The sequence below is a fragment of the Methylocaldum marinum genome (genome assembly GCF_003584645.1).
Lineage (GTDB): Bacteria > Pseudomonadota > Gammaproteobacteria > Methylococcales > Methylococcaceae > Methylocaldum > Methylocaldum marinum.
The window spans coordinates 1,642,500-1,654,964 of the sequence record NZ_AP017928.1; the positions used below are offsets into that span (position 1 = coordinate 1,642,500).

Below are 12,465 nucleotides of genomic sequence, written 5' to 3' on the forward strand. Positions count from 1 at the left end.
GCTTTGGCCATCCGGAGACAACATTGACTACCGTTGATTTTCCGATTCTGACCGTTCTGATCGTCCTTCCGCTGGCGACGGCCGGCTTGTTGCTTTTTCTTCCGAATCCTGCGTCGGCACGGCGGTTCGCGCTCGTCGCCTCACTCGCGGAGTTGCTGCTGTCCTTGATTCTGCTCGGCCTTTTCGACTTCGGCTCCGCGAAATTGCAACTCATCGAGCGGGCTGTCTGGATACCGAGTCTCAACGTTTTTTACACGGTCGGCGTGGACGGTTTTTCGATTCTGTTTCCGCCGCTCACGGCACTTCTGACCTCGGCCGTGATCGCAGCGTCGTGGACTCAGATACAAACTCAGGTAAGGCTTTATCTCGCCCTCACGTTCGTCTTGGAAAGCGCCACGCTGGGCGTGTTCTGCGCGCTCGACCTGGCGCTGTTCTTCCTGTTCTGGGAGCTGACGCTCATTCCCATTTTCTTCCTGGTGAGCCTTTGGGGAATCGGTCCGCAACGGCGTTATGCCGCGAGCAAATACACGCTCTTCATGCTGGCGGGCGGCGTTCCCTTGCTGTTCGGCATCATCCTCCTGGCGCTAAACCACGCGGAGCAGATCGGAATGTCCGCGCCGCGCGGGCTTTCCTTCGACTATTTGACGCTGCTTCACGTGCCGGTTTCCGAAGAGATGCGGACGGCGGTATTTCTGCTCCTTTTTCTCGGGTTCGCGGTCAAGGTACCACTATTCCCGTTTCACACTTGGCTGCCGACGATCGCGATGGAAGGGCCAGCGGGTGTTTCGGCACTGATTACCGGACTCAAGCTCGGGCTTTACGGCCTCATGCGATTCGCCATCCCGTTGGTTCCCGATGCCGCCGGCGAAAACATCTGGATTTTGACGGTCCTAGGTACCGTCGGCCTATTGTACGGCGCTCTCATCGCGCTGAAGCAAACCAATTTGCGGCGTTTGTTGGCATATTCCAGCATCAGCCATGCCGGCTTCGTGGTTATCGGCCTCGCCACGTTGAACCACCAGGGCGTGCAGGGTGCGCTATTTCAACTGATCAATTTTACGGTCGTGTCGGGCGGCATCTTTCTATTGGCCGGGTTTCTTCACCACCGCCTGGGGTCGACCGAACTGTCCAATCTGGGCGGCCTGGCGCGCTCGATGCCTCTGCTTACGGCCTTCTTCTTCCTTTTCGGCATCGCCGCCATGGGCGTGCCCGGCACCAATGGCTTCGCCGCCGAGCATTTGATCATCATCGGCGCATTCAAGGCTCACGCCGGCGCCGGTCTCGCCGCATTGTTCGGCGTGATTTTGGGGGCCGCATATTTCCTGGGCTTCTTCCAGCGGGCTTTCTGGGGGCCGTTAAGACTAAACCCGATCCGCACCGCTTCCGATCTGCGTCCGCGGGAATCCGCTCTGGCCGTGATACTAATCGCTCTGGTCTTCTTGGGAGGGCTGGTGCCGGGGATTGTCACGACTGCCAGCGCGCCGGCGGTGACCGCCTGGGTCGCGCGGATCGACGCGGCAGGCGGCCCCTCCCCTTATGCCGAATTACCGGAAAATTTGCGGATCACCAAAGTTAAGTCCTTAAGTGGAGGTTGAAATTTGGAATGAGGAAAATTCATTGTATCGATTCGATACCTGTTATAGATTATGGCGGGTCGAACGGGTCCTCGGACACGGTCCCGCGATCGATCTTCCAATTCACCGATTCATCTGCGTTCTGTCGGAAAAAGACAACGAACCTTTAGGCAACGGAGCCGACCGTGCTCGACAGATCGCGCAACCACTCCGAACAACAGGGTTTTAGCTCATGGTTCACAAACATATCGGTTATTACGTAAGTCATCTGCGGAACGACGTTCCCGCAGGCGTCGTCGTGTTCCTGGTAGCCCTGCCGTTGTGCCTGGGGATCGCGCTCGCCTCGGGCGCTCCGCTGTTTTCCGGCATCATCACCGGCATCGTCGGCGGCCTGGTGGTCGCCTGGGCCAGCGGTTCACAGCTGAGCGTGAGCGGCCCGGCGGCAGGCCTCACCGTGATCGTGCTCAATGCCATCGACAAGCTCGGCAGCTTCCAGGCCTTGCTGCTGAGCGTCGTCATCGCCGGCGGACTGCAACTGGTCCTGGGCTTTCTCCAGGCCGGGGTGATCGGCGCCTACTTCCCGGCGGCCGTGATCAAAGGCATGCTGGCGGCCATCGGCCTGATCCTGATCCTGAAACAAATCCCGCATGCAGTCGGCTATGACGCCGATTTCGAGGGCAACGAAGCCTACGTTCAACCGGACGGCCACACGACTTTTTCCGAGATCGCCTATTCGCTCCAAGCGATTTCGCCCGGAGCCGTGATCGTAAGCCTGGTCGCCATCGGGATCATGCTGATGTGGGAGACCTCGCTGTTCAAGCGCAATGCCGTTCTCGGTCTGATTCCGGGGCCTTTGGTGGCGGTGCTCTGGGGGGTGGCGTACAACCTGCTCTCGGCGAAGTTCGCGCCGGCCTTCGCGATCGCCCAGGAGCATCTGGTGAGGCTTCCGGAGATCCGGGGCGTCGAGGGCTTCTTCCAGCAGTTCACCTTCCCGGATTTCACCCAGTGGGCCAATCCCGAGGTGTATACCATCGCCGTCACCATCGCTATCATCGCGAGCCTGGAGACGCTCCTGAGCCTTGAAGCCGCGGACAAGATCGACCCCTTGAAGCGGGTCGCTCCGACCAATCGCGAGTTGAAGGCGCAGGGTCTCGGCAATCTGATCGTCGGCTCTATCGGCGGAGTGCCGATGACGGCGGTGATCGTGCGCAGTTCCGCCAACGTGAACGCGGGCGGACGCACCAAGATGGCGTGTTTCATTCACGGCGTGATGCTGCTGTTGAGCGTGATGTTCATCACCCAGTATTTGAACCTGATTCCCTTGGCCTGCCTGGCGGCGATCCTGCTCCTGACCGGCTACAAGCTGGCCAAGCCCAAGCTGTTCAAGGAGATGTACGCCAAGGGCACAAGCCAGATCGTCCCGTTCGTGATCACCATCGTGGCGATCCTGATGACCGATCTTTTGAAGGGCATTGCCGTCGGGATGGTGATCGGCCTGTACTACGTGATTCGGACCAATTTCCAGGCGGCGATCACGCTGACCCGGCACGGCAACAATTATCTCTTGCGGCTACACAAGGACGTGTCTTTTCTGAACAAGGCCTTGTTGCGGCGTTATCTCGACAGTATCGACGAGAACGGCTATGTCATCATCGATGCGACCCGGGCCCAATTCATCGACCAGGACATCCTGGAAACCATCCACGACTTCGTGGCCGCGGCTTCGGACGACAATATCACCGTCGAACTGAAGAACCTTAACGGCGCACCCGGAAGAGCGACGCAACGCCTCTTGGGCGCCGACAAACAACACAGTGTAACAGGAGAAAATTATGAAACCGCTCGAAAGGCTGCTGCTTGAAAATAGGGCTTGGGCCCAGGAGAAAGCCGCGCACGATCCTGAATTCTTCCATAAACTTCGACAGCCACGAAACCCGGACGTATTCTGGATCGGCTGTTCCGACAGCCGGGTCCATGCCGATCAGGTCACCCAAACCGAACCCGGTGAAATCTTCGTTCATCGGAACATCGCCAATCAGGTGGCGATCATGGACATGAATTTTCTGGCCGCACTCGAGTATGCGGTTGATTTCCTGAAGGTGAAGCACATCATTGTTTGCGGCCACTACGGTTGCGGCAGCATCAAGGCGGCAATGGAAAAACCGCATCCGGATCATCTCTTCATGAATAAGTGGCTGAAATACATCAAGGATATCTATCGACTCCACCGAGAGACCATCAATGGCGAAAATTCGGACGAAGGGCGTCACAACCGCCTGGTCGAACTCAATGTCACAGAACAGGTTCATAACCTGGCGCAAACCTCGGTCATTCAGCGAGCCTGGCGAGCGGGCAACCGGCCGGATCTGCGCGGGTGGGTTTATGGGCTGAATGACGGTATTATTAAGGAAATCGCTTCGCTTGAGGCCGATAGCCCTCTTGATTCGATTTACGAACAAAGCTCTGAAGATGTCGGCGCGAAGGACGTGTAACCATTGATGCGGTATATCATGCAGCTCGACAAGATCGTTTTCGCCTGTCTATTCGGCTTAGCCTTATCATCCAACGCAGCGGAGAAACCAAAAATGAACGAACCAGCCCCTCAAGTCAGGTTGGAGACCAATCTCGGGGACGTAGTCCTGAAACTGGATTCAGCCAAGGCCCCCACGACGGTCGAAAACTTCTTGACGTATGTCAAAGAGGGGCATTACGACGGGACCATTTTCCACAGAGTCATACCGAACTTTATGGCGCAAGGGGGTGGCTATTCTGAGGATTTTAAGCAGAAGCCGACACACCCGCCCATCAAGAACGAAGCCGATAACGGACTCAAGAACTCGCGCGGAACGATAGCCATGGCCCGCACTCCGGACCCTAATTCCGCCACGGCTCAATTTTTCATCAATTTCGTCGACAACGCATTCCTGGATTATAAGAGCCCAACGCCACAAGGCTGGGGATATGCTGTCTTCGGCGAGGTTAGCGAAGGCATGGAAGTGGTGGACAAGATGGCAAAGATCCCGACGGGCTCCGGCGGCCCGATGGCATCCGATGTCCCGCAGACGCCGATCATCATTCAGAAAGCGACCGTAGTCAGTCAATAGTCGAATCGAAACCGCCCCGTCCTTGAAAAACGAAACGCTGTTTATCTCCGATCTGCATCTCAGCATTGCACGGCCGGCAATTACGCAGCGTTTCCTGCGTTTCCTGGACCGCCGCGTAAGCGGTGCCGAGAGGCTGTACATCTTGGGGGATCTTTTCGACGCCTACCTCGGAGATGACGACGACCACTCGCCTAACCGGGAGGTAAAGTCTGCGTTCAGGCGGCTTACCGATTCCGGTACTCAAATATACTTCCAGCACGGTAATCGGGATTTTCTGCTTGGAGAGGCTTTTGCTCTGGAAACCGGCATCGGTCTTCTCGGCGACTACGAGATTATCGATCTCTACGGGACTGCCACCTTGGTTTCCCACGGAGATCTCCTGTGTACCGATGACCTCCAGTATCAAAGAGCGCGGGAACGCATTCGCACCGACGCCTGGAAAAAGACGGCCTTAGCCAAGCCACTTTGGCTGCGCCGCTTATATGCCCGCTGGTATCGCTTCAGGAGCGGTCTCGATAAGCGCGGCAAACCTGCGGAAATCATGGATGTCAATGCGGAGGCAGTTAAGGATACGATGTGTCGCTATGGCGTGGAACAGCTCATCCACGGCCATACGCACCGTCCTGCCATCCACCAACTCATGATCGACAATAAATCCTGTCGACGTTTTGTTCTCCCCGAGTGGGGACATAGCGAGACGGTTCTATGCTGGAGTCCGGAAAGCTTCCGTACGGAAGCGATCGATAAGTGAAAGTCGTTTCCGTCCTTGAAACGACAATCAGTCAATCGGTCATCTTATGCGGCTTAGTGCCTACAGCCGCATGCCCCGGCTCCACAACCGTGTCCCTGGCTCATGGCAGTCTCTTTTCTGGAGCCGCTGCCACTATGCACGGCCGGAGCCGATAGTTTTTTCCGCACGTCACCGCCGCAATTCGGGCAGTTGGGCGCCGCCTCGCTGATCTTGTGCATCGCGGTGAATTCGTTCTTACAGGCTTGGCACTGATATTCGTAAGTTGGCACGTCGTTTTCCTCGACTTAGATCGGCAAAAATAGTTATTTGAAAAACGGATAGGCAAGATCAAAATGGCTTGAGCGTTGCCAGAAGTACGATTGAAAACAGGAAGAAAACCGGTACTTCATTCATCCAGCGGAAAAAAATATGACTGTGAGTATTTCGATCGTACTTCAGTTCCTGCAGCCATTTTCCGCACAAAACATGGTAGCCCACCAGCAATCCCAGCAGGAACAGCTTAGCCCGCAACCAACCGCTGTCACCGTAGGCTTCCCAAGCATAGTCGTGGAGCATCCATAATCCAAATAGCAGAGTCAGTACCATTCCGGGCGTCATGATCCCGAAGTAGAGCTTGCGCTCCATGATCTTGAATCGCTCGACGCTGACGGCGTCGGCACTCATCGTGTGATAAACGAACAAGCGAGGTAGATAAAACAAACCGGCGAACCATGTCACCATGAAGATGAGATGAAAGGCTTTCAGCCACATCACTTACACTTCTCCGAACAATTGCTCGACTCGTTCACGCAGATTCCGCGCATCGATTCGTCCCAGTTGATGCATCACGATATGACCGTCCGGTGCAATCAGGAAACTGTTCGGAACCAATTGGACCCGGTTGAAGGTCTCCGCGAAATGCCCGCGAGGATCCAGAACTATCGGGTACGGCAACTGCTTCGCCCGGGCCAAGCTTAAAACCCGACTGGGGATATCATACGACATAACAACCGAGATCAACTTAAATCCTCGCTCTGAAAACTCCCGGTATAACGCCACCAATTCCGGTATCTCTTCAAGGCACGCACGGCAATCACTGGCCCAGAACGTTACCAGCACCGGATGACCACGGAGTTCTCTCAATAGAATGCGCTCGCCCGTGATCGTAACGAATTCGGCATCGGGAGCGTTCTGCCTGAAATCCCATCGATATAGGCCGAAGCTTGCCACCATGACGATGGCGGCCGCTAAAAACCAGATTCTCGCGTTCTTCATGAGGCGGGTGGAGGGACGATAGATCGACGCATATCTTCTCCCTCCTCCTGTTCTATGCTGCTCAATCTTCCAGCTGCTGGATTCCGTCCAGGAGCCATGTTGGTTGACGGCTGGTTCTCGGTCTCACGAAATGCCACACCTCGCGTACTTGTTCGGGCCGCTCCTCGGGAGATTCGCGCATGATGACGTCGAACAACACGGTCGCCTCGCGGTCCGCTCCTTGGTCGCGCGCTTCAAGGAGTTCCACTTCAATCTTGAGCAGTTCGGTCCGGTTGATCACGCCCCCGCGAGCCTTCAATTGATCCTGAAGCTCCCCGAAGACCTTATCCGTGGTCAAGGACCTTAACTGGACAAGGTCTCCCTCGTCCCAGGCCTTCTGCATCATCTCGTAGGCAGCTCTGGCACCGGATAGAAATGCGGCTGAATCGAAATCCGCAGGAATCGAGCTCGAGCTTGCCCCTCCGGCATCGCTGACGGTCCGGCCCGCAGACCTGCCACGCCCCCTTCCGAACAAAACATCGGTGTCAAAACCCGACTTGCCCGCGGACACGTGATCGGCTTGGCGCTGGTAAGCCCGATCGAACGGCCGATCATGGCTTGAATCGGCCCCTGGCTGATAACCTTCCATAGGCGTTGGTCCGCGGCTTTCGGCTCTGTGCCTGGCTGCGAAAAGCCTGAGCAGCATAAATGCAATCAGCGCAAAGACTAAGAGGTCCAAGAAGTTGAGATGCTCGAAGGCTCCTCCGAAGAAAAGAGCGCCCAATAAACCGCCCAGGGCGAGACCACCCAGCATTCCCATCAGTCCGCCCCTTCTCGACATCGCCTCGCGCGCCGCCTGATTCCTCTGCGACGAAGACTGATAAGCCTGCCGCTGTGCTTGAGAGGCGGGCTGCGTCATGTCGGTAGAGCGCTTGTACGGCACGCTGTACGACGGCCGGCTGCCGAACGACTTGCCGCCGCCCATGCGCTTGGCGTAAGCATCACCGGTTCCCGCCACGGTCAGTGAAACCCCGATCAATACGCTTAGTATCAGTCCGGTTAGCTTCTTCATCAATAGCCTATGTGTAATCAATAAATCGTATTTGTTTGTTATATGGCAACGAATATTGAAAAATCAACCTTCTGCGCCAAAATAGAGCATTAGCCCCGTTAACGGGGGGATAGGTTTGCCCTGACGGCTCGGCCATGAAAAACTTCGTCAACTTCAGGCTATTACGCGTCTAAAAAAACTACTGTACCATTTCCGTGTCCAAAAGCCCGATTATCCTAAGCCATAAGGAGATCATTATGAATCAAGTCAATCCGGCATACGCTCGTGCTTCCGCCAGCGTATTGGAAACCAACAAAGTCCTTCGCAATACCTACGCATTGCTGGCCATGACGCTAACCTTCAGCGCGTTTACGGCCGGCTTGTCCATGGCCCTGGAACTGCCGCATCCCGGAATTCTTCTGACACTGGTCGGATATTTCGGCTTGCTGTTCCTGGTTTCGAAATTTCAGAACAGTGCGCTGGGACTGGTGTTCGTGTTCGCGCTGACGGGCTTCATGGGACTGACCCTTGGACCCATTCTCAATATCTACCTGACCCATGTGGGGAATGGTGCACAGCTGGTCATGACCGCCCTGGGCGGCACCGGAGCCATTTTCCTGGGGCTGTCGGCCTACGCGCTCACCACGCGGAAGGATTTCAGCTTTCTAGGCGGCATGCTGACCGCCGGCATTCTGGTTGCTTTCCTGGCTGGACTTGCTGCACTTTTCCTCCCGGACATGCCGGGACTTCACATCGCGGTATCGGCAATGTTCGTCGTCTTGATGGCGGGCCTCATCCTTTACGAAACGAGTGTGATCGTACACGGCGGCGAGCGTAATTACATTCTCGCCACGGTGACTCTGTATGTCTCGATCTTCAATCTGTTTACCAGCCTCCTGCACTTGCTCGGCGTCTTCGGCGGCGACGAATAACTCGAGGTCCTGGTCACAAAATACCACTGGAGCGGGAGCTTTCCCGCTCCAGAAATCACACGTATCTCAAAAACTTCCGGCGCGCGGGAACCGTGCGGTTCTCGATGCGCTCGGAATCGATCGGCTACACGCCTGACCCGGGCCTCGCCTTGCCCGCTTGATCGTTCATTCCGGAGAAATGAACCCGGCTCGCCGTGGCAGCCATACGCGCCATGGCAGCCCAACGGAACACTGACCGCGAGTCACCCGCCATCTCAGTGGCACTGCTGCGCTCGAATCCATCGTGAACCTTCCCCGAGCACCCATCCACCTTGATGTCAGCCCACCCCCTGTGGCATGATTAAGGGCTCTTTTTGGGCGGCCTTCGGCGGTCCACATCCGGTTTTTTAGCTCCAAGCGCAATTCGTGCCGTTCCGAGATAACCACGTTCCAATAAGGTGACATTCATGCCAGGTCGCAATCATCTCTACGTTCCCGGTCCCACCAATATTCCGGATTCCATCTTGAGCGCCATGCACGTACCGATGGAGGATCACCGGCGCCCCGATTTCCCGGATCTGGTTAAGCCATTGTTGGAAGACCTCAAGAAAATCTTCCAGACCCAAAATGGGCAATGCTTCATCTTTCCTGCCACCGGAACCGCCGGCTGGGAAATCGCCCTGAACAACACATTATCTCCCGGCGATAAAGTCCTCGCCTATCGCTTCGGCCAGTTCAGCCACCTGTGGATAGAAATGGCAAACCGCCTCGGCTTCGATGTAGAACATGAAGAAATCCCGTGGGGCGAAGGCGTTCCCCTGGACCGCTTGGAAGCGCGGCTCAAGGCCGACGCCAAACAAGACATCAAGGCCGTTCTGATTTGCCATAACGAAACCGCTACCGGCGTCACCAGCGATCTGGCGGGCGTGCGCAAGGCATTGGATGCAGCAGGGCATTCGGCACTGTTTTTCGTGGACGGAGTCAGTTCGATCGCCAGCATCGACTTCCGTATGGACGAATGGGGTATAGACATAGGCCTCGCCGGTTCACAGAAAGGCTTCATGCTGCCGGCCGGTCTCGCCTTGCTCTGCTTCAGCCAGAAAGCCCTGGATACCCGCCAAAGCGCCAAGAGCCGTCGTTGCTTCCTCGACATTCAAGACCAGATGACGCATAACGCCGGCGGCTACTTTCCGTATACGCCATCGATCCCGCTGCTCTACGGCCTGCGCAAGTCCATCGACCTGTTGCTCGGAGAAGGACTCCCTAACGTGTTCGCCCGTCATCAACGGCTAGCCGAGGGCGTGCGCCGCGCTGTCAAAGCCTGGGGACTCGAATTGTGCGCACGCGACCCGAAATGGTACTCGAACACCGTTTCCGCGATCGTCGTGCCGCAGGGCTACGATGCCCGCGACGTCATGCATTACGCGTATCATCGCTACAATCTCTCCCTCGGTGCCGGCTTGAGCGAGGTCATGGGCAAGGTATTCCGCATCGGACACCTCGGCGATCTCAACGAACTCATGCTGTGCAGCGCGATCGCAGGTGCCGAAATGGCGATGCGCGACACCGGGATCCAGGTCACGCCGGGCAGCGGCATCGCAGCGGCCTGCGAGTACTGGCGCGAAACAGCGCCGGCCGTCAAACTGCGCTGATCGGCCTTCACCGGAACCTCCCTCGCTCCGCAGGAGCCGCAACAGCTCGACGCAGGCCGGCGATAACCCGGCCGACTCGCTCAGGATCTTCCAAGGAGAGAGGTATGAAACTCATGTAAGGTGGGCAATGCCCGCCTTACCTAATTTGGAACCCGCACCATGAGCAAACCCAAAGCCTTAGTCACGCGCCGCTGGCCCGAAGCCTGCGAAGCCAAGCTCCAGGAACTGTTCGACGTTACGTTTAACGCCGATAACCATCCGATGACCGCCGAGGAATTGAAGGACGCTCTGCGCAATCACGATGTGGTCATGCCGACTGTAACGGACCCCATCACGGCCGATGTGCTAAGCGCCGAACCGCTGCGCTGCAAGATCCTCGGCAACTTCGGCGTGGGCTTCAACCATATCGATATCGAAGCGGCCAAGGCGCGCGGCATCACCGTCACCAATACCCCCGACGTGCTCACCGATTGCACCGCCGATATCGCCATGCTGCTGATGCTGATGGCTGCCCGCCGCGGCGGCGAAGGAGAACGCCATGTGCGCAACGGCGAATGGACCGGATGGCACCCCACGCACATGATGGGTACCAAGGTCACCGGCAAGACCCTGGGCCTGATCGGTTTCGGCCGCATCGCCAGAGCGATGGCCAAGAAGGCGCATTTCGGGTTCGATATGCCGATCATCTTTTTCGACCCTTATCCGCCGGCTCCGAAAATCCTCAAATCGTTCGAGGCCGAACCATGCGACAGCATCGAGGAGGTACTGCGCCGCGCCGATTTCGTCGCCCTGCACTGCCCCGGCAGCAAGGAAAATCGTCACCTCATCAACGCCGAACGCCTCGCACTCATGAAACCCACGGCCTACCTGATCAACACCGCTCGCGGCGACGTCGTCGACAACGCGGCTCTGATCGAAGCCCTGAAGAAGAAAACGATTAGGGGCGCCGGGCTGGACGTGTTCGAGGGCGAGCCCAAGCTGAACAAGGACTTTCTCGAGTTGGACAACGTCGCGCTATTGCCTCATCTCGGCAGCGCGACCCTGGAAACCCGCGAGGCCATGGGCATGCGGGTCATCGAAAACGTTACGGCCTTCTTCGCTGGAAATACGCCCAGGGACAAAGTGGTCTGAACGCCGTGTCCGCCGCTGAGTCGAGCCCGTTCTGGCCTGCTGAATTGCTCTCAACCGCCGAGTACGACGAGCTGTGGGAACGTCTCCGGCCGGTCTTTACCGAGCGGGTGCGCGCACATCGGATCGAAGAGAGCTCGACCGCGGGACTCGCTGCAGTTTATCTTCCGCTCGCCGCCTGGGTGCGCCGGCAAAAATCCGCCGACACTCTGATCCTGGGCATCAACGGCGCCCAGGGTTCGGGAAAATCCACGCTGTGCGACTTTCTCCGGTTAGTCCTGACCGAAGCCTACGGTTTCCGCGTCGCCGGGTTTTCCATAGACGATATCTACAAGACCCGGGCCGAACGCGAGCGTTTGGCGCAAGGGGTCCATCGGCTCTTGCTCACCCGGGGCGTACCCGGCACCCACGACACCGATTTGGGGCTCGAAACTCTCCGCGCGCTGAAATCGGCCGGAACCGATACCTTGACGCCCCTGCCCGCCTTCGACAAGGCTCGCGATGATCGCAAGCCCGTCGCCGAATGGCCGGTATTTCAAGGCTGTCCCGATATCGTGATTTTCGAAGGCTGGTGCGTCGGCACACGACCGCAGTCCGACGACGAGCTCGTCCCGGCGGTCAATGAACTTGAGAAGAACGAGGATTCCGACGGCGCCTGGCGCCGCTATGTCAACGATCGGCTCAAAAGCGAATACGCCGTTCTGTTTGGGGAATTAAACAGGCTGATCATGCTCAAAGTCCCCGGAATGGACAGCGTCTTCGCCTGGCGAAGCTTGCAGGAGCGGAAACTCGCGGAAAAAACCGATCCGAACGACCGGCACCGCTTGATGGACCCCGCCGCGTTGCGGCGCTTCATCATGCACTACGAGCGTCTCACTCGGCATACGCTGGATGAAATGCCGGGCCGCGCTGACCTGACTCTTTATCTCGACGAGCATCATCAGTTCACTCACGTACACATTAAACAAAACATCGAAAAATGAGCATCCGATCCTTTCACCCTCCAGTCCGCACCTTAATGGGCCCCGGCCCCTCCGATGTCCACCCGAGAATTTTGGAGG

At 57.3% G+C, this 12,465-nt stretch carries 13 protein-coding genes; 9 read left to right on the forward strand and 4 right to left on the reverse strand.

The genetic code is table 11. The annotated features are described in order from the left end of the window. Nucleotides 1–23: 23 nt before the first annotated feature. The 5 genes from sS8_RS07080 (at nt 24) to sS8_RS07100 (ending at nt 5,429) form a co-directional block, all read left to right on the forward strand. Complete coding sequence (locus sS8_RS07080) at nt 24–1,595, forward strand: complex I subunit 4 family protein (protein WP_119629032.1); 1,572 nt, start codon at nt 24–26, stop codon at nt 1,593–1,595. A gap of 211 nt (nt 1,596–1,806) precedes the next feature. Then, complete coding sequence (locus sS8_RS07085; protein WP_119629033.1) at nt 1,807–3,435, forward strand: SulP family inorganic anion transporter; 1,629 nt, start codon at nt 1,807–1,809, stop codon at nt 3,433–3,435. Continuing rightward, nucleotides 3,407–4,066 (forward strand): carbonic anhydrase, encoded by a 660-nt coding sequence (locus tag sS8_RS07090; protein WP_119629034.1) that lies wholly within the window; start codon nt 3,407–3,409, stop codon nt 4,064–4,066. The genes sS8_RS07085 and sS8_RS07090 overlap by 29 nt, the downstream gene beginning before the upstream one ends. Before the next feature lie 93 nt (nt 4,067–4,159). Beyond that, nucleotides 4,160–4,678: a peptidylprolyl isomerase gene (locus tag sS8_RS07095; protein ID WP_179952421.1), complete on the forward strand. Its 519-nt coding sequence runs from the start codon at nt 4,160–4,162 to the stop codon at nt 4,676–4,678. Nucleotides 4,679–4,700: 22 nt separating this feature from the next. Continuing rightward, nucleotides 4,701–5,429, forward strand: a complete 729-nt coding sequence (locus tag sS8_RS07100) for a UDP-2,3-diacylglucosamine diphosphatase (protein WP_119629035.1) — start codon at nt 4,701–4,703, stop codon at nt 5,427–5,429. Between the two features lie 53 nt (nt 5,430–5,482). Here the strand turns inward: sS8_RS07100 and sS8_RS07105 are convergent, their stop codons facing one another. From sS8_RS07105 to sS8_RS07120, 4 genes are all read right to left on the reverse strand, one after another. After that, on the reverse strand, nt 5,483–5,698 hold the full coding sequence (locus sS8_RS07105) for an FmdB family zinc ribbon protein (RefSeq protein WP_119629036.1): 216 nt from the start codon (nt 5,696–5,698) through the stop codon (nt 5,483–5,485). Between the two features lie 58 nt (nt 5,699–5,756). Continuing rightward, nucleotides 5,757–6,182: a protoporphyrinogen oxidase HemJ gene (gene hemJ, locus sS8_RS07110; RefSeq protein WP_119629037.1), complete on the reverse strand. Its 426-nt coding sequence runs from the start codon at nt 6,180–6,182 to the stop codon at nt 5,757–5,759. Continuing rightward, nucleotides 6,183–6,683 (reverse strand): TlpA family protein disulfide reductase, encoded by a 501-nt coding sequence (locus sS8_RS07115; protein WP_119629038.1) that lies wholly within the window; start codon nt 6,681–6,683, stop codon nt 6,183–6,185. Nucleotides 6,684–6,744: 61 nt separating this feature from the next. Then, nucleotides 6,745–7,734 (reverse strand): Tim44 domain-containing protein, encoded by a 990-nt coding sequence (locus sS8_RS07120; RefSeq protein WP_119629039.1) that lies wholly within the window; start codon nt 7,732–7,734, stop codon nt 6,745–6,747. Between the two features lie 236 nt (nt 7,735–7,970). Here sS8_RS07120 and sS8_RS07125 point away from each other — a divergent pair, with 236 nt between their 5' ends. The 4 genes from sS8_RS07125 to sS8_RS07140 all read left to right on the forward strand — a co-directional run bounded on the left by sS8_RS07125 (nt 7,971) and on the right by sS8_RS07140 (nt 12,387). Beyond that, a complete protein-coding gene (locus sS8_RS07125; protein ID WP_119629040.1) occupies nt 7,971–8,645 on the forward strand; it encodes a Bax inhibitor-1/YccA family protein in 675 nt (224 codons plus the stop codon). 446 nt (nt 8,646–9,091) lie between these two features. After that, nucleotides 9,092–10,276, forward strand: a complete 1,185-nt coding sequence (locus tag sS8_RS07130; protein ID WP_119629041.1) for an aminotransferase class V-fold PLP-dependent enzyme — start codon at nt 9,092–9,094, stop codon at nt 10,274–10,276. A 159-nt stretch (nt 10,277–10,435) separates the two neighbouring features. Further along, nucleotides 10,436–11,407 carry a 2-hydroxyacid dehydrogenase gene (locus sS8_RS07135; RefSeq protein ID WP_119629042.1) on the forward strand — a complete coding sequence of 324 codons (972 nt, stop codon included), beginning with the start codon at nt 10,436–10,438 and terminating at the stop codon, nt 11,405–11,407. Nucleotides 11,408–11,412: 5 nt separating this feature from the next. Beyond that, entirely contained in the window at nt 11,413–12,387 is a 975-nt protein-coding gene (locus sS8_RS07140; RefSeq protein ID WP_232020549.1) for a hypothetical protein, read from the forward strand. Nucleotides 12,388–12,465: the final 78 nt, after the last annotated feature.